The organism is Gemmatimonadaceae bacterium, from assembly GCA_036003045.1.
Classification (GTDB): domain Bacteria; phylum Gemmatimonadota; class Gemmatimonadetes; order Gemmatimonadales; family Gemmatimonadaceae; genus JAQBQB01.
Genome location: DASYSS010000044.1, coordinates 40,376 through 57,217, shown reverse-complemented (window position 1 = coordinate 57,217; position 16,842 = coordinate 40,376). Strand labels below are relative to the sequence as shown.

14 protein-coding genes are annotated in these 16,842 nt (G+C 63.2%); 6 read left to right on the top strand and 8 right to left on the bottom strand.

Features of this window, described 5'->3' with window-relative positions:
* Positions 1-204: hypothetical protein (locus VGQ44_11410; protein HEV8447426.1), on the bottom strand; the 204-nt coding region annotated here is incomplete at its 3' end.
* 61 nt (positions 205-265) lie between these two features.
* On the opposite strand from VGQ44_11410, the gene VGQ44_11405 reads away from it, so the two are divergent.
* Both VGQ44_11405 and VGQ44_11400 read left to right on the top strand, forming a co-directional pair.
* The gene (locus tag VGQ44_11405; protein ID HEV8447425.1) at positions 266-1,774 is read left to right on the top strand and encodes a YifB family Mg chelatase-like AAA ATPase; all 1,509 of its coding nucleotides are present in this window, start codon (positions 266-268) and stop codon (positions 1,772-1,774) included.
* A 262-nt stretch (positions 1,775-2,036) separates the two neighbouring features.
* The gene (locus tag VGQ44_11400; protein ID HEV8447424.1) at positions 2,037-2,510 is read left to right on the top strand and encodes an ATP-binding protein; all 474 of its coding nucleotides are present in this window, start codon (positions 2,037-2,039) and stop codon (positions 2,508-2,510) included.
* Positions 2,511-3,515: 1,005 nt separating this feature from the next.
* Here the strand turns inward: VGQ44_11400 and VGQ44_11395 are convergent.
* Positions 3,516-3,848: a hypothetical protein gene (locus tag VGQ44_11395; GenBank protein HEV8447423.1), complete on the bottom strand. Its 333-nt coding sequence runs from the start codon at positions 3,846-3,848 to the stop codon at positions 3,516-3,518.
* Between the two features lie 1,529 nt (positions 3,849-5,377).
* Here VGQ44_11395 and VGQ44_11390 point away from each other — a divergent pair.
* From VGQ44_11390 to VGQ44_11380, 3 genes are all read left to right on the top strand, one after another.
* Entirely contained in the window at positions 5,378-6,892 is a 1,515-nt protein-coding gene (locus VGQ44_11390; GenBank protein ID HEV8447422.1) for a carboxypeptidase-like regulatory domain-containing protein, read from the top strand.
* A 2,518-nt stretch (positions 6,893-9,410) separates the two neighbouring features.
* On the top strand, positions 9,411-11,198 hold the full coding sequence (locus VGQ44_11385; GenBank protein ID HEV8447421.1) for a hypothetical protein: 1,788 nt from the start codon (positions 9,411-9,413) through the stop codon (positions 11,196-11,198).
* Positions 11,199-12,284: 1,086 nt separating this feature from the next.
* Positions 12,285-12,806, top strand: a complete 522-nt coding sequence (locus VGQ44_11380; protein HEV8447420.1) for an ATP-binding protein — start codon at positions 12,285-12,287, stop codon at positions 12,804-12,806.
* Positions 12,807-12,825: 19 nt separating this feature from the next.
* Here VGQ44_11380 and VGQ44_11375 read toward each other — a convergent pair whose 3' ends face one another.
* From VGQ44_11375 to VGQ44_11350, 6 genes are all read right to left on the bottom strand, one after another.
* Positions 12,826-13,350, bottom strand: coding sequence for a hypothetical protein (locus VGQ44_11375; protein ID HEV8447419.1), 525 nt, complete (start codon positions 13,348-13,350; stop codon positions 12,826-12,828).
* Positions 13,347-13,775, bottom strand: coding sequence for a response regulator (locus VGQ44_11370; GenBank protein HEV8447418.1), 429 nt, complete (start codon positions 13,773-13,775; stop codon positions 13,347-13,349). The genes VGQ44_11375 and VGQ44_11370 overlap by 4 nt, the downstream gene beginning before the upstream one ends.
* Positions 13,776-13,954: 179 nt before the next feature.
* A complete protein-coding gene (locus VGQ44_11365) occupies positions 13,955-14,152 on the bottom strand; it encodes a hypothetical protein (protein HEV8447417.1) in 198 nt (65 codons plus the stop codon).
* A gap of 26 nt (positions 14,153-14,178) precedes the next feature.
* Positions 14,179-14,421, bottom strand: a complete 243-nt coding sequence (locus VGQ44_11360) for a hypothetical protein (GenBank protein ID HEV8447416.1) — start codon at positions 14,419-14,421, stop codon at positions 14,179-14,181.
* A gap of 8 nt (positions 14,422-14,429) precedes the next feature.
* Complete coding sequence (gene infA, locus VGQ44_11355; GenBank protein ID HEV8447415.1) at positions 14,430-14,648, bottom strand: translation initiation factor IF-1; 219 nt, start codon at positions 14,646-14,648, stop codon at positions 14,430-14,432.
* Entirely contained in the window at positions 14,645-15,661 is a 1,017-nt protein-coding gene (locus VGQ44_11350; GenBank protein HEV8447414.1) for a fatty acid desaturase, read from the bottom strand. Before VGQ44_11350 ends, infA begins: the two co-directional genes overlap by 4 nt.
* Before the next feature lie 554 nt (positions 15,662-16,215).
* Here VGQ44_11350 and VGQ44_11345 point away from each other — a divergent pair.
* Positions 16,216-16,749, top strand: a complete 534-nt coding sequence (locus tag VGQ44_11345; GenBank protein ID HEV8447413.1) for a hypothetical protein — start codon at positions 16,216-16,218, stop codon at positions 16,747-16,749.
* Positions 16,750-16,842: the final 93 nt, after the last annotated feature.

The following is a 16,842-nucleotide window of genomic DNA, read 5'->3' as shown; positions in this document are numbered from 1 at the left end:
GGTGATCGTGCGTTCCAATTCCCGATTCGATGCGTCGAACAACCGCACGACGGCACTCGGCACCGGCTCGCGTGACGCGCTGTCGCGCACGATGCCGGTCACGTGCTGCGGCTGTAGTGGTCGCGCGATCGCCACGAGGCTGATCGCCGCCGCGATCGCGCCTTTCGAGTGAATGCTCATATCTCCCTTTGCACGATGCGGCATCCCGCTCGATTTGGCAATGAGATGATGACGCTTCCAAGCGGCACGGCGGCTAGCGTCGCGTATGCTTGCCGCGATCCGATCCGCCGCTGTGCTGGGAATCGACGCCTACGACGTCTGCGTCGAAGTGGACGTCGCCCAAGGGCTCCCGCACTGGACGATCGTCGGTCTTCCGTCCGGCGAAGTGAAAGAGAGCCGGGAGCGCGTCACGGCGGCGCTCGCCAACTCCGGCTTCGCCGTCCCCGCTCGCCGCGTCACGGTGAGCTTGTCACCCGGCGATCAACGGAAAGCAGGAACCGGGTTCGACCTCCCAATCGCCATCGGCTTGCTCGTGGCACTCGGTGCGCTCCCGGCGGAGTGCACGAACGGACTCGCGTTCCTCGGCGAGCTGGGGCTCGACGGTGTGATTCGACCGGTGCGCGGCGTGCTGTCGGTCGCGCGACATCTCGCGGGCGCGGCGGCGTTGCGCGGACTCGTGATCCCGCCGCCCAACGTGGCCGAAGCGTCGCTCGTGCGATCGCTGTGCACGTTCACCGCCGACTCGCTCGTGTCGCTCGTCGAATCGTTGCGGGCGGGATCGTTGTCGCGTGCCATGGGAGCGATCGAGGCGGCCGCGTGCGACGAGTCCGTTGATTTCGCCGACGTCTCGGGGCAGGCGAGCGCGAAGCGCGCGCTGGAGATCGCGGCGGCCGGCGGGCACGCGTGCCTCCTCGTCGGGCCGCCCGGGGCGGGGAAGACGATGCTCGCGCGACGGCTGCCATCGATTCTTCCGTCACTCACGGAGGAGGAGTCGCTCGAGGTCACGGCGATCCATTCGGTCGTCGGCATGCTTCCGCCGTCCGGCGGTCTCGTATCCGCGCGACCGTTCCGCGCGCCGCATCATTCCATCTCGTCGGCTGGGCTGGTCGGCGGCGGCGGCGTCCCACGCCCCGGCGAGGTGAGCCTGGCCCACCACGGCGTCCTGTTTCTCGACGAGCTGCTCGAGTTTCCTCGCGCGGCGCTCGAGGCGCTGCGTCAACCGCTCGAGGACGGGCGCGTCGTGATCGCTCGCGCGGCGTTGAGCGTCGCGTTTCCCGCGCGATTCTCGCTCATCGCGGCAATGAACCCGTGTCCCTGCTCGTACCTCGGTCACCCGACAAGACCGTGCATGTGCGCGGAATCAGAGATCACTAAATACCGATCTCGTCTATCCGGTCCGTTGGCCGATCGCATCGACATGCAGGTCACGCTGACGCCAGTGCCGCTCGTCAACCTGGATTCGAACGCCTCGGCAGAGAGTTCAAGGGTGATTCGGAGCCGCGTGGACGCGGCGCGCGCGCTGCAGCGTCTACGCTATACCGCGACCAGAGGGGTCACGTGCAACGCGCACGCGTCCGGTCGGTGGCTGCTCATGCGAGGCCACCTTGCCGCGGATGCCCGTCGGCTTCTCGTCGAGGGCTCGGAGTCGCTCCACTTGTCGGCACGGGCCTATCACCGCGTCCTGCGAGTAGCGCGAACGATTGCTGACCTCAGTGAGAGTGAAGCTGTCACGAGCGAGCACGTCGGCGAGGCGTTGCGCTATCGGCAACACTAGCGACACGACCGCGCCGCCGGTCCTACCTGCGGCCAGAGGGTTATAGCCGAGGAACGCGATCACGGCCGGACAAAACCGGAGATGAAGCCGGCGCCTATTGGTCTCCCAGTTCCGGAGGCTCTAGCCGCGCCGAGTCGCCTGGCCGCCTCTTTCTGCCGCAGCCCGAGGTCCAAACGGCGCTTAACCAGGTGGTCCCCTAGGTGCCTCAATTCTCGAGGGTAACCGAGAATTGGCTTTACCGCGGTCAGGCACCACCGGTAGAATGGCAAACCCCTGTAACTGCTGTTACTTAGGCCATCCGACGAGGGCGTGCACGTGCAGTGAGGCAGAGATTCTGAATTATCGGTCCCGACTCTCGGGTGCGTTGGCGGACCGAATTGAGATGCACGTCACGCTTGCGCCGGTGCATCCGGAGTCGCTCGAGAGCGCTGGCGACGGTGAATCCTCGTCGAGCATCCGCGCGCGAGTAGAGCTGAGTCGAGCGATGCAGCGGGTGCGGTTCACCGGAACAGCCGTCACGTGCGATTCGCAGGCGTCAGGCCGGCAGCTGATTGCGAACGGGAACATAGGCCGCGAGGCGCGAGCGATGATCCGAGCCGCCATGGAATCACTCAGCCTCTCGGGGGGCGGATACCACCACGTCATTCGGGTGGCGCGGACGATCGCCGATCTCGCCGACTGCGAGAAAGTGTGCGAGCCGCATGTCGCCGAGGCGCTACGATTTCGGCCGAGATGAGGTTTGACCGCTGCGGGCGCGTTTTTGCGGATTGCCTCGCGGGCTGATCAGCACAAGCCGTCTTGGTGGGGACGATGAGAATGCGTTAATGAAGCCTTCGCGTTTGACACCAGAGTTGTGAGAGGGGCCTGACCAGGCTCGTTCTCGTGATCTTGCTCAGCCTTGCTCGCGCGTGAGTCCTTGGAGGTTCGCGGCAGTGGTGCGCATCGCGGCCGCACCAGGCAACATTAGAGCCCTATAATATTTACAATCAAGAACGCCCTCTTGCGGATTGCGCGAGGGTCTCTTATTCTGCGCGCACCGAATGGGCTTTCGCGCCCTCTCCGACTTTCTGGAGCTCCCGCGATGTCGTTGGAGCGGAGATGGTTCATTGCGCGGCCCCGCGGCCTCGCACGCGACCGAGTCCGACACTACAGCAATCATGGCGCCGCACGATCCTGTTCTGGCGGGCGAGTAGCCAAACTGCCGCGCAACAGATGCGTTTGTCGGCTCGGCCTCTGTCCCGCCGCGGCAATGTGGAGGTCTGACGGCGAGGCATTCTCGGTCGCTCTGTGGTCGGCATCGCGGCGCTACATGTAGTCGCTCATGGGACATCGGGGAGGTGAGACGAAGGGAAATGGACATCGTCGGGGGAAAGACTCGCCTCTTCGATTCGCGAGGCGCGGCCCTGCAAGGCGGGAGCCAGCCGTCATCGCGTTGGTTTCTGGCGGAACGGCGGTCGAGCTGCGAACGCTTGCGAGTCAAACCGGGAGCCAACTTGTTCTGGTGCGCAGTCGCGCCGGCCTTTTTGATCAAGATCGCGCCGCCGGCACGAACTTCGAGGCTGGCGTCGTTGTAATCGAGGCTTCCGCCGGAATGCAGCGTGTTTCGGACTGGCATGAAAGGACACTGCCACTCGTTGCTCACTTACCTCTCATAGTCCGTTGCGATCTCAGCGATGGCGCGGCGCGAGATGTGCTGGCGCTCGCCCATTTGGCGCGAGCGTACGACTTGAAATGGCGCGTATCATTGATCGGGTTCGACGACCTTGCCACGGACCTGCGCGCCGCCCTTGCGTGGGCGCCCCTGCCCGACGCCCATGCCGCAATTCTGAGCGAAGTAGCCCCACGTATCGATCGAGACATAGCAGTCCCAGTGACGGCGGTCGTCTTGCTCGCCCGGGGGCGGATCAACGTAGCACTTCTGTCGCAGGCGTGCCGCATGGCAAACAGCACACTGCGGGCCCACCTTCGCCGGCATGCGGCCCCAGCGCCAAGGCAGCTTCTGCACGCGGTGGTCGTCCTTCACTCCGTCTGGCGGCTCGAAGTATTGGGCCTTACCCCGCAAGAAGCTGCTCATCTCGCGGGCTACGGCAAATCGGCACGCCCGGAAGCATCGTTGAGCGAGTTCGTGTGGCGGAATGTCGGACATCGGCCGAAGGCGCTGCGGGCCCGGAGATCATTTGCGACTCTCCTTGATCAGTTTGCGGATCGCCTACGCCGATCCTCCTTACCCGCGTCGAATGCCGAAGGAACGAAGACCGATATCCGACAGGCATGAAGCCGGTTCCGAGAACTATGGAGCGCTTTGAGGGACTTCTAAGCAATTGCGTGGACAACTCCGCCGTGCGTAGATCGCCAAACGTTACAGTTTGCTGGCTATCGTTGAGCGCCTCATGCCAACCTTGTCATCCTTGGAGGTTTCAATGAGCTCCAGACGCCGACTGGGAATTCAGATTCTGACTATACTCATCTTGGGAGCGGCCGTGCAACTGACGGCCCGCACGGCCGAGGCTCGCACGCCAGCGATCTGTTACAGCTCGTGCAGCGAAGCGCTTTTCGACCAGACGTGCAATCCGCCGCTGTTTCCGCAGTGCGCGGTTAACACGTGGGATTGCCCGCAATTTGCGCCGTACGTGGGTTATTGCGGCGCAGACAGCTAAGTAGCCAATCCTGCGACATGCTTACAGGGGTCGTTGCGGGCCGACGTTGACGGGTAACTAATTCTCGCGCTCAACGAACGGCTGCCCCGGATTGGCTCGGCCGATCCGGGGCAGCTGCAATACAACAATCGGAGGAAGGTCCCCACGATGCAAACTCTTTGGGACAGGGCCTTGTCAGCGATTCTCGCCATTGCGGCCGTCGCCCTCGCCAGCGTATTGGTCCATCGAGAATTCTTCCAGCAGCCACCAACCGGCGAGCGATCTCGATTCGAAGCGGACTGGGGCCAGGCTCTTTCGGCGAGCCACCTGCTCGGCGATCGCAGCGCGCCAGTAGCTATTGTCGAATTCACAGATCTGGAATGTCCTTTTTGTAGGCGCTTTCATTCATCACTTCTGAAGATCCGCGACCGATATCCAACCGAAGTTAGTTATTCACTAATACACTACCCGCTTGCCCAGCACGCGCACTCCCTGGCCGCTGCGCGTGCCGCGGAATGCGCTGATCATGCCGGTAAGCTTCCGGAAGCCTTGGATGTAATATTCGCTCAGCAGGACTCGTTATCGAACGCTGACTGGCGCTGGCTCGCGCGGCCCCTCGGCCTCGGCGCCGACGATCGCTTTGCTAGTTGTGTTGCGGACACCACTACGCCGCCATTAGTTAAGGCGGGTCTGGCGGTCGGTTCTAGGATGGGGATCCGCGGCACACCAACTGTCTTTGTAAACGGTTGGCGTTACGCTGGGACTCCATCGGATACAGAGATCGTGAGGGCTATCGGTGACCTATTGGACGGGCGGGCTCCTTACAAAGGCTTCCCGCGTTCCGCGATGCGGGCGCCCGCCCGATAGCGTGCTGGCCGTCGTGCGTTTCGTGGCTTCAGCGTTCGGGCGCCTAGGCACTCGTGACCACGTGAGGCGCGAGCACCAGACAGAAAGCAGTAATAGTGCGATGCAAAGTCTGCTGTTTTCCGCCGCCTCGCTCGTTCTGTCGATCTGGATGCCGACCGGAGTCCGTGCGCAAACGATTCGCGGCAGGGTCCTGCTGCCGGACAGCGTCACGACTTTCGCCGGCGTCGCGGTGTCTCTACTCGATGAGAACGGAGTCACCGTCGCAAGAACGCTTTCAGGTAAGGACGGTCGCTACGCCATCCAATCGCCGCGGGCCGGAACGTTTGAACTTCGAGTCCTGCGAATCGGGTTTCGACCTACGCGGGTCGCAACGCCTTACGTCCAGATCGGTGATACTCTCACGGTCGAACTTGTGCTCGCCTCACAGATCGCCGAGTTGCCAACCTTCGCCATCACCGGCCGGGATGATTGCCAGCTTCGCGGCGCTGAGGCAGACGAGTTCCTGATCGCTTGGGAACGCGCCCGCGGTGCGCTCGCGGCCGCCCGGCTTCCGGATGACAGCATTGACCTGGACATCCATGGTCTAAACATACAGGGCACCGAGGATCAGCCTGGCGTGATTGTGCGCGGTAAGGAACTTGATCCGCGCAATCGGCATTGGCAGTTGGACTCGAGTGGAGCACGAGAGTTCCTCGCGTCTCACCTCTTCGCGACGACCCCGATCAAGATCCTCGCTTCCGGAGGCTACGTTCGACTTCGACCGGATGGCGGTGTCATCTTCGATGCGCCGAGTGCCGACATGTTGCTCTCGGATTCCTTCCTGGAGAGGCACTGCTTCGGTGTTGAGGCTTCTCCATCCGACCATGGGGACTGGATCGGCATAAAGTTTTTTCCTACGGCCTCCGACACGATTACAGACGTCGCTGGCACGCTTTGGCTTGATCGGGCGACGGGTACGTTAAGACGGCTCGATTTTAGCTATATAAATCTTCAATATGCGCCGACAAGGATATGCAACCAGCAGGGCAGGGTGTGCTTCGCGCCGCCGAATGACGCTGGACTAGGCGGTACGCTGGTTTATTCCTATACGCGTACGGGAGAATGGCTCGTCAGCCAGTGGCATATCCGCACGCCGGCCGAGTCCTACGAATTGCATCAGACGCCGTTCAAGGTTCAAGTCGAGCACGGGCGAGTCGTTGATTGCGATCGCGGCCCGGCGTGCGAGCATGTGCAGGTTCCTGTACCTCGCCTCAGCTTGAATGAGGGCATGATCGCGGCGGTTACGCGCAATGGCGTTGGGGTCTACCGAGACAGCGCTGTGGAATCTGTCATGCAGCGGGTCGACGAAAGGCAGGCCGGCAGGTTCCCGGCCGGGCTCTCTGGACTCATCACTGACCCGGCTGGCCGTCCGCTCGGCCGCGCGCTCATCGCGGTCGCGAATCCTGTGCGGGTGTCGGTTAGTGACGATTCGGGGCATTTCGCGATTCGGACACTCCCCGCGAAGGTCGTGGGACTCACCGTTAGTCACCCAGGATACCAAACCGTCGGATTTCGACTGCAGCTTCTTCCCGATTCGACGCGGGATTTGAAGTTGACTCTGACCCCAAGGTCCTGACGAGGACGAAACGCGAGTGTCGGATCCCGGATGTCTCGTGATTGATGACGTCGACTCGGCGCTAGCGCTGACGACCGACTTGGGGCGGTCTATTCTTGCTCCGGCTGCCGAACGCATTCGTGCGGCTGTCCTCGGGTACTTCGCGCGCCGAGGGTGGGACACCGTACAACATTCAGCGTATGTGACCTGGGCGAACGGAGTCCGACTCCAAGGTCAAGAAACGTGGTTTGTACTGGATCCGCTTTTTCCTACGCCGCACCTTGATCCTAGCCTTCGTCCGCTCCGAATTTCCCGAGACGTTGATCTCCGGTTCGGGATGCCGAGCGAGCCGCCCGGCTACGGAGCCGAGTTGGGCCTGGCCGGAATCATTGACGATGCCGCCTCCAGTGGGAGGACCGTGAAGTATGCGGCGACTCGACTTTTGAGCGAGATAGCGCGAGTATCGAGGGTCACCGTCTGCGCGTCGTCGCGCGTTGCGCGCGACGTTGTTCTGGCGAGCAATAGAGACATCAGGTGGAGTGCGTTCGCTCCGGGCGACTGGCGCGCAATCCACCTGCGCGACGGTTGTCCGCATCTGCCCTTTTCTGGCCGGCCGCTCGCCGCCAGAGATCCACTCGCGCTCGCGCTGGCACCGATCGAAGGCCGAATCCTCGCTACCGAGACACTGGGCAGCCTGTGGCAGGTCCTCTGGCTGGACAGCTCGATTAGGGCCGCCATCGTGGGCGCCCGGGCGTACGTAGCGCGTTCGTTGGCGGCAACGCTCGGGAGGCCCGCTGTCGTCCGAGACTTGAAACTGCTTGGGGGCACCGTGGCGGCCGCTCTCCGCACTGGCGAGCGTGTCACGCTCGATTCGGAAATGGAGACGCTATCAGCGGCTTTCGCTGCCACCGCCGGACTCTGAGTTGACGGCGAGGTGGCGCCGTCGGCGCGAGAACTAGCCGCCTTCGCGGGTGCGATGTGTGGCTCGTTGCGGTTCTGCGAGCCGAGCGGTCCCATCGTGGCGCGGCGAAGGATTCGATTTGAAGGCTGTTGACACAGCTAGGCGCGGCCGACGAGCCAACCTAGGAGCGTCTTCCTCGATTCGTCCGACCGTCGACTCGTCGACTCCCGCGTGCGCGGCGAGCTGTTTTCGGGACCAGCCACGCGCGATGCGCTCGTAGGCGACGCTCGCTCCCAGCGTTGTTGGTTCAGGCGCCGGATTGTAACCCAAAAAGCGAATCACGCGAGCCATGAATCGGTCGGCGGGCGTCGTCCGGCCGTATTCCCAGTTCTCGAGCCCCCCGGGATGAACGCCGAGCTGACGGGCGGCTTCTTTTTGCTCCAGTCCGAGATCCAACCGGCGCCTCAAAATGTGGTGGCCAATGTGTTCGAGCGCCGCTGGATAGCCCGGAATGCGGCGCGGGACGGCCAACGACCACCGGTAGAATGGCAACGAAACCCTGCAACTGCTGTTACTTGGGTCATCCGACGAGACCGTGCACGTGCAGCGAGGCGGAGATCATCAAGTATCGATCGCGCCTCTCCGGAGCGTTGGCGGACCGCATCGACATGCATGTCACGCTCGCGCCTCTCAGACCGGAGTCGCTCGAGAGACCGGCCGACGGCGAGCCCTCGTCGAGCATTCGCGCGCGTGTCGAGCGGAGTCGAAGGGTTCAGCGTGCGCGATTCGCTGGGACCGCGGTCGCGTGCAACGCCCAAGCTTCGGGCCGATGGCTCTTTAGCCGCGGCAACATTGAGCCAGAGGCACGAGCGACGGTCAGTGCGGCCGTCGAGTCGTTGAATCTTTCGGCGCGCGGATACCATCGTGTGCTTCGCGTGGCGAGGACGATCGCCGATCTCGACGTTAGTGACACCGTGGCTCCGTCCCACGTTGCCGAGGCCCTACGGTTTCGACCGCGCTGACGCGGCGGATGGCCGGTAAGCGTGCCTCCCCTGGCGCAGCGTCGCGGGCTGAGCATCAACCCATTGCACCCTTAAGCAGGCGTTGCGTTTGGTGCCGCGCCGACGGACTGGTAGAGGGTCGCGAATCCGCTCCCGCCCGAAGTGATGCGCAGCACGTTTGGCGTTGCGTATAGGCGCTCGGCGCACAGTGGACAAAGCCAGGCACGCCGGAGCCTTCTAAGATTAGGGCGCTCTAATAATGCATTTTCACAATCTCGTTACGTGCGGGAAGGCGACAAAACTCTTGCATCCCTCACGACACAATTGTATTGTCACCTTTCGCCCGCGCCGACTGCGGGCTTACGCCGAATCATCGCTCGCGCTGCCGCGCGCACGGCGTTCACCCACCCCTCCCAGTCTCAGCCAGCGTCCAGACGCGCCTCGCGGCGCGCTGGGCAATACGTCGGGCGAAACGGTCCAACTCCTGTTGGCTGTCGCGGCTATCTGTCGCGGCGACTAGTAGCCTGTTGCGACGACTCCGCGGGTCGGCGCGAACGGCCGTCCGTCGCGTCGACTATCTGGCCCGCAACTGCCGTACGGAGATCAGTCGATCCCCACTCAGAGAATGAGGTGACGAATGCTGCGCCAGTATCTCCTCCCGGTCTTCGCTGTATCCGCGCTTTTGTCGGCTTGCGCGGACGACACGATCACATCCTCCAAGCCATCGCCAGCCGCGGTCGTTGCAGCGGCGCCGAATATCCACATCAGCGGCGAGGAACGCTTCGGTCTGGACCTGACGATCTCCGGTGATCCGCGCCCCAACGCGCCGCTCCAAGTTCATGCTGTTGCGCATGGACTGTTGAATACGTCGAATGCGGAAGTTGCCATTTACTTTCCTGAGGCCGACGCCGCGGAGCGTGGGGGCTGGCAACGCCTGGTGACACTGCCGGGCCAACGAATCGGCGCAGCGGCGACAGTCTCAGCATCAGCTCTCACGGGCGCAGCGCTCACGGCCAACGCGGTTTTCCAGGTTCCCGTCGCCGGCTATTATCGCGTGTTGGCCGTCGTTAGAAAGTTGTCAGGCGAAGGCGACGTGGCGCCCGACGGGCACGTGATTCAACCCAGTCTCTACAAAGAGCTCTGGGTGTTCGCCGACAGCACGAATGGCAAGATCACCCCGACCTTCGACCCCAGCGTTGTTCCGGATAGCCTCTTGAAGCGCCCAGGTCCGGCGCGGTCGCGCGCCGTGCGGAATTCCCAATCAGGCCTATCGTCGACCATTGCGAATCTGAGTCGTGCCCCGCGTCAGCGAGAATCGACGCTGATGTCCGCAGGCGATCGGCGTTTGGTCTTTCTCGATTCGCTTGGATCGACTCCGACGTATAGTCCGGCGGCAGGGGTCACCGTCCATACGCAGGAGTGCCAATACGTTGATGGCCAGTGTTTCGCGGACTGGTACGATGGCACGGATGCCAACGGCCAATACGTCGCGAGGTGCCCCGACTCATGGGACTATTACATCTCTGGGGAATTTCGGTATGACGAGGGCGGATTTACGATGTACTCCAATCCGACTGGCGGAGGCACCTACGAGGACCTTGGTAGCTGCCTTTCCGAGGGTGGCGACGCGGAGCTAGCAAGTGCCCCAACTGCGGTGTATGAGCATCTCTTAATGATCGTAGACTCTTCGGCCGCTCATTTCACGGGATTCTCGCCCGGCGGGTTCAACGTGATCATCACCGACCCGGGTTGTCTCGGCACTTTCAACGGGGACTGCGGCAACACCACGTTCTACCAATTGAACGCGGCCTTCTGGGACAAGGTCGGAGTTGGATCTGGAGTCAACAATAGCATGTACGTAATGCAAAGCGGACCGAACCGCTCCGTTTTCAATGACTACGGCTGGTTCGCTGTGGCGCACGAGTTTGGCCACGCCCTACACGCGCGGTCGCTTGGCGGAATTTATCATAACGGCGATTGCGGCTCGACCCACACTATGTGGACAGCGTACAACATGGGGTGTGCGTGGGAAGAGGGCTTCGCTGACTATCATGCGGCCGCAATTCTGTCGAGCAAGACCGCACTTTTGACATCCGGCATTACTGGAACACATTCGGATGTCTCTAATGGGCGTGACATTGAGGGCGAAGTGGCACGCACACTGTACAATCTGGCTCGAGGTTCTTCCAACCTCGGCGACACCTACATAGCGCAAATGGTACGAGATTGCCGGCTGTCCGGCTCTCACATCACGGGAGCGGACTACTTGGTCTACTGTGCCGAAGAGTCGATAAGCACAGATGCTACAAACCATTTCTCGGCATACAACTCGCCCCCGAGTACAGTATCGTGGCCAAGCCCGCCCGCATCGTGGAATCTCTCCACCATTCGAAGCGTGTGGCATCACTATCTCTTCAACGAATGAACCGCTTCATTTGCGGGGCGGCTATGCGTCGCCCCGCAAACACCTCTGGAGGAGGTTGCACGATGACGAGATCTGTTCATGCGCCTTGTCGCCAACTATTCTGTCTTGCGACGCTTATCGTCGGCCTGGCTGCGTGCGGGTCGTCGACCGAGACAAAGCCGGTATTCGCGGCCGTCGTTGGTTTAGTGTCAGACGCATCGGGAACCCCGCTCGCAGGCGTGACGGTCAGGGCGACTTCATTCTTCGACACGTGCCGCGGACTCGCCAACGCCAGCAACGATGCAACGACAGACGTAAGCGGACACTATCGTATCCGACTGACGTCTGGCGGCGGTGCAAATCCGGCCTGCGTGACTGCGACAGCTGTTCGCCTGTTAAATGGCGTGCGAGACAGCGCATTGATCAGCGCGATGGTCCACTTCGATTTCGATCGATTGCCCGGCGACGAGGACAGTGTCCGCGCCGACCTTCGGCTGCCCTAGCAATTCCAAGGTTCGGGAAATGCCGACACGTGTCCGGTCCTCAAACTCTTTAGCCTCGCAGGTCGTGACGACCTAGACCATCGCGTTTCTGCGAGAACGGAGGGCAAGGGATCGGGTTCCGAATGGCGCTCGGCTCCGTTGCCGCACGAACGCCGGGCGGGGTGGCGGCGTAGCGTCACCGCAATGGGCATCGCCGTTGATCCGGTGCAGCTATCCGGGCGCCCCCGCGTTCACTCAATTCCCAGTGCCGTCAGCAAGGCCAGAACGGAGCGATAAGCAGGTCGGGGCGTTTCCGCCTCCATTCGTCGAACCGTAGCCTCATCTACTCCGGCTTCTGCAGCCAGGCGTTTCCGGGACCAGCCGCGGGCAACGCGCTCATATGCCACCCGTTGTCCCGTCGTCCTCGGTGCGGGCGATGGATTGTAGGCTAGGAAATGGATCACAGCCGGCATGAAGCGGTCGGCGGGGACCGTCCGTCCGTATTCCCAGTTTTCGAGGCCTCCCGGATGAACGCCCAGTCGCCGGGCGGCCTCCTTTTGCTTGAGCCCAAGGTCGAGCCGGCGCTTGAGGATATGGTGTCCGATGTGGTCGAGGGTGGCCGGATATCCCGGAACCGGGACTCGGGCGGCCAGGCACCACCGGTAGAAGGGCAACGAAACCCTGTCCCTGCTCGTACCTCGGCCACCCGACCAGGGCGTGTGTGTGCGCCGAATCAGAGATCACTAAGTATCGCTCGCGGCTGTCCGGGCCGTTGGCCGATCGCATCGACATGCAGGTGACACTCACGCCGGTGCCGCTGGTCACCCTGGATGCGAACACCACGGCGGAGAGTTCAATAGCGATTCGAAGCCGAGTGGAAGCGGCGCGCTCGCTGCAACGTCGCCGTTATGCCGCAACCAGAGGCATCACGTGCAACGCACATGCCTCCGGTCGATGGCTTCTCACGCGAGGCCAACTCGCCGCGGATGCTCGGCGGCGTCTCGTCGAGGGTTCGGAGTCGCTTCACCTGTCGGCGCGGGCGTATCATCGCGTCTTGCGCGTCGCACGAACGATCGCCGACCTCGATGCGAGTGATGTCGTCACGAGCGAACACGTTGGCGAGGCGCTGCGATATCGACAGCGTTAGGGACTATTCGCGTTTGGGACTATTCGCGTTCGGGTCCGCCGTCCTCGGTGCGCGCATTCGAAATACACTCTTCGACAAGCATCGCTGTCGTGCAGGCAAGCCCGTTGACCCGCTCGTCTCGCCAGCGCCAATCCGCCGCGTCGGTTGCCTCGGCGCGATATATCCGCTCCCGGCCAGGCGTACCCGACCTGAACGCACCGTTGCCCCGCTGTGCGCCGAGCACGCCGCGCCACTCGATCACGAGAAGCCGCCCGTCCTCGACCACGTCCGTGCGTCCGGGCACCCAGGAAAAACTGACGCCGACAGCACCCAGCCGCGCGATGACGCGGTTCGGGAGCACGGTCAGCCCGATCGACGGATCGGCCGCGGATACGCGCTGCTGACGGCGCGCCTCACGAGGGTCGACCGTGCCCTCGTCGATCGGATCCGAGAGCGAGTGGAGATGGAGCGCGAGCTCTGCCCGGATGGCGTCGAGCTCTCGGCGCAACGAAGAGTGTGCCCGGGACTGCGTCAGAAAGGGCGCCGGGCCATCGCGGTACGTCATTGAGGTTCCCGCGTCGTTCTTCCCGGGCGCCTTTTGTTCGAACGCTTGCGGCGCGTGAGTCGGCCGGCGACCTCGAGCAGCCTTTTTTCGCCGTTCTTCTTGAGCACGTAGCCGTCGGCGCCCTCGGCGATCGCCCACTCGCGGTCTTTCGCTCGCCCGTGTTGCGTGTAGGCGAGCACTCGCTTTGCCTCGTAGGCGGGAGCCGTACGGATCGTGTGGACGAGGCACGTGTCCTGGCCGTTTTCCAAATACAGCTCGGTCACGACCAGCTTGATCTCCGGAGCGGCCAACAACGACAGCGCGTCGGCCGCGCCGCCGGTGGCGATCACCGTGTACCCGTCGCTCTCGAATGAATTGCGAAGCGCCGATCGTGTATCGCCGTCGGGTTCAACGATGAGAACGGTGCGGGCGGCGTTCGAGCCCATAGGTCTCTCTCTGGCTTAGAGGAAGCTGGACCTGGAGGCTCTCGAGTTCGTCGCGCGGCGCGCGGCGGACTTGGGGGAGGTGGCACGTCGGCCACACACCAGCGACTCTCAATATACCGTAGTGCGCGTATCCGTGCTCGGGCGGCGGAGAATCGCGACGCCTGTCGCGTGAGTCGCGGTCAGCGGGGCCACTGATGGCGCAGCGCGGGCGCGGAAACCACTTGTTTCGCGGCGAGCTCTCGGCACAAGTGCCAAATCACGTAGTCCGATGCCGTGTTGACGGCGACTTCACCCGTCGCAACCAGTTCCGCCATTGCATCCGCAACGGCCGACCAGAGGGCCGTGTCCTTGTACTCCGAGAACTGACTGCGCGACATCGTCCGATCCGTGAGAAATGTGACCGTCAGCCGTGATGACGCACCGAGAGTCCGCGAGCTCTCGCTGCGTTGCTCACAAGCAGCCAGCGTTGCCACGCGTCGACGAGCGTCGATGGGCCGTTGAGGAGCACGTACCGTCCGCCGCGAAGTGCCTTCTCTTTTTGCTCTCGCAGGCGAAAATCGTCGTGGAGGGCTCGTTCGGCGACGAGCAGGTCCGTGTCGCCGAGCGTAGAGATCCATCGCGCGTCGACTCGTGGCGGAATCATCATGACCATTCTCAGCTCTTGTGTCGGAAGGTGATCCGCCCACGGCCCAAATCGTACGGCGACACGGCGACCGTCACCCGATCGCCGGCGATGATGCGTATGCGAAAGCGCCGCATCTTGCCCGCGGTGGTGGCCAGAAGGCGGTGGCCGTTGTCCAAGTCGACGCGAAACATCGCGCTCGGCAAGACTTCGGCAACGGTTCCTTCGATTTCGATCGCCTCTTCTTTCATCCGTGCCTCGCCGGAGCAACGTCACGAAATCGCACGAGGCGTTTGCGTTCCTCATCCCACAGCGCAAGGCGCAGCCCGGCCGTGCCGGAGCGGAGCGTGACTACCGGCGAACCGTGAAACATCTCATTCGCGTCGTGACAGGGCTGCAGGCGGTAGTTGGGAATCTTCGGAGCCACGTGGTGCACGTGATGCAGGCCGATGCTGCCGGTGAACCATTGGAGCACGGGCGGCAGTCGCAGATGCGAACTGCCTCGCAGCGCCGCCTCGACGTAGTCCCAGTCCTCGTGCCGTGACCAGTACGCATCCGTGAATTGGTGCTGGACGTAGAACAGCCACACGCCGGCCATGGCCGCGAGGTAGAACGGCAGCAGGTACGCGAGTACCACCGTCGCCCAGCCGAGAGTGAGGAAGGCGACGGTCAGCAGGATGCCGATGACTGCGTTCGTGAGCCACACGTTCGCGATCTGACGCGGGCCGCTCGATGCGCCCTGGCCAGAGATCCGATTGCTGAGCGCCAGGTAGAACGGCCCGCCGATGAGGAGCAGCAGGGGATGTCGGACGACTCGGTACGCGAGTCGGCCGAGAGGAGGCTTCGCAACGTACTCTCGCACGGTGAGCGTTTTGACGTCGCCATGTCCACGACGATCCAGGTCGCCCGATGATGCGTGATGCAGCGCGTGATCGCGCCGCCATTGCGTAAACGGCGTAAGGGTCAACACACCAGTCACGAATCCGACTGCATCGTTGACGCGGCGGGTTGCGAAGAACGATCCGTGCGCACAATCGTGCATCAAGATGAAAGTGCGAATGAGCAGACCGGCGGCCGGAAAGACGAACAACGCCGCGAGGAGCGGCGACACCGGCATGGCGACCCGAGTCGCCCACATCGTCAAGGCCAGCGGAACGAGCGTTGTGGCCAACTGAAGCGCGGCGCGCGGCGCACTGGGGCCGGTGAAGGGCTCGACCGCCTGGCGCCAATGAACTCCCGCCTTGGGCGGGGCCACTCGGCTCATCGACCCAACCTGGTCACGTCTTCAAACGCAAGCGCGTTTCGTCCCCTGGACGACGTCGCATTCAATGCGGTCCCGTTCAGCGTAGGCACGTTCTTTTTTCCCCTGATGTTGTTTCCTGTGTTCCGAGCGCCGCGAAACCGTAGAAACCGACGCGGCTTGCCTGCGTAATGCTCGGCCCGCGGCGGCCGAGGCTGCCGTCCCGAAGCGACTGAGCGCAAAAAGGGCCTGCTCGCAATTCGGCAGGCCCCAAGTGAATTCGGAACTTGTCCATGCGCTGCGCGCATGTCTCGCTTTTCAAAAGTATAACGTACTCGAGTTGGCCGGACAAGGATCGCCCGCGCCACCGCGTGTGGCGCCCACGATCGCCGGCGTCGCCGACAGCGGGGTCGGGGGTGAGCCGCACGTCGCCGAAGTGGTCCGGTCTTTTTCGCGACGACTGCGACGCGCGTCACGCGGCACACGGCGCGAATCGTGCCCTAAGGGCCTATGACCGCGCGGGCAACTCGCATCGCGCGACGTTAATTGACGGCTTAATCAACTGAGGTATAGCTGCCATGAATGACCGAATCCGACGGATGCCGCTGGTCCACCTCGGCATCCTTTCATTGGCGGCCGCGGCGCTCCTGAGTACGGGCGCCGAGGCCCAGCAACCGGGCATGTGGGGGCGCGCGCGCGACGCGTGCAACGCCGCCGTGTCCCGAGCCGGCTACGTAGTCCTCCGCCGCGACCGCGAGTCGCTGAATGGAAGCATGTACGCCTTTCCGATGCGCGTTCGCCGCGGATCAAACGAGTTCGACGTGACTTGCCGGTTCGACGGCGCGCGCGGGCTCGTCGATCTTCCCGGCTTCGAGCGATCGGGAACCGCCGCGGGCCGCATTTTCGAATCGCAGTCCATGCGCGCACAGCGCCGCTGTGAGGATTTCGTGAACTCGGCGCCCGGCTACCATGTCACCGCGGTCGGCCCGGCGACGCGTCGTGGCAACCTGTGGGACGTATCGCTTACCACTCGCCTGCGCGGACGCGAGGGCGTGGCCATCACGTGTCGGTTCAATCCGTCCAGCAATCGGCTGTCGATTCGCCGGTACTGACACGCTGAACGATTCCAGGAATCCCGGCCGAGCTTCGCTCGACCGGGATTCTTCGTCCGGCGAACCTCGCTCGGGCGTGGAACCAAGGCGATT

Bases quoted from the DNA above. Each gene is read 5' to 3' on its own strand.
- VGQ44_11365 (HEV8447417.1), bottom strand. From the start codon at position 14,152: ATGTCGCGCAGTCAGTTCTCGGAGTACAAGGACACGGCCCTCTGGTCG.
- VGQ44_11345 (HEV8447413.1), top strand. From the start codon at position 16,216: ATGAATGACCGAATCCGACGGATGCCGCTGGTCCACCTCGGCATCCTT.
- VGQ44_11370 (HEV8447418.1), bottom strand. From the start codon at position 13,775: ATGGGCTCGAACGCCGCCCGCACCGTTCTCATCGTTGAACCCGACGGC.
- VGQ44_11360 (HEV8447416.1), bottom strand. From the start codon at position 14,421: ATGATGATTCCGCCACGAGTCGACGCGCGATGGATCTCTACGCTCGGC.
- VGQ44_11405 (HEV8447425.1), top strand. From the start codon at position 266: ATGCTTGCCGCGATCCGATCCGCCGCTGTGCTGGGAATCGACGCCTAC.
- VGQ44_11390 (HEV8447422.1), top strand. From the start codon at position 5,378: ATGCAAAGTCTGCTGTTTTCCGCCGCCTCGCTCGTTCTGTCGATCTGG.
- VGQ44_11350 (HEV8447414.1), bottom strand. From the start codon at position 15,661: ATGAGCCGAGTGGCCCCGCCCAAGGCGGGAGTTCATTGGCGCCAGGCG.
- VGQ44_11375 (HEV8447419.1), bottom strand. From the start codon at position 13,350: ATGACGTACCGCGATGGCCCGGCGCCCTTTCTGACGCAGTCCCGGGCA.
- infA (HEV8447415.1), bottom strand. From the start codon at position 14,648: ATGAAAGAAGAGGCGATCGAAATCGAAGGAACCGTTGCCGAAGTCTTG.
- VGQ44_11395 (HEV8447423.1), bottom strand. From the start codon at position 3,848: ATGAGCAGCTTCTTGCGGGGTAAGGCCCAATACTTCGAGCCGCCAGAC.
- VGQ44_11385 (HEV8447421.1), top strand. From the start codon at position 9,411: ATGCTGCGCCAGTATCTCCTCCCGGTCTTCGCTGTATCCGCGCTTTTG.
- VGQ44_11400 (HEV8447424.1), top strand. From the start codon at position 2,037: ATGGCAAACCCCTGTAACTGCTGTTACTTAGGCCATCCGACGAGGGCG.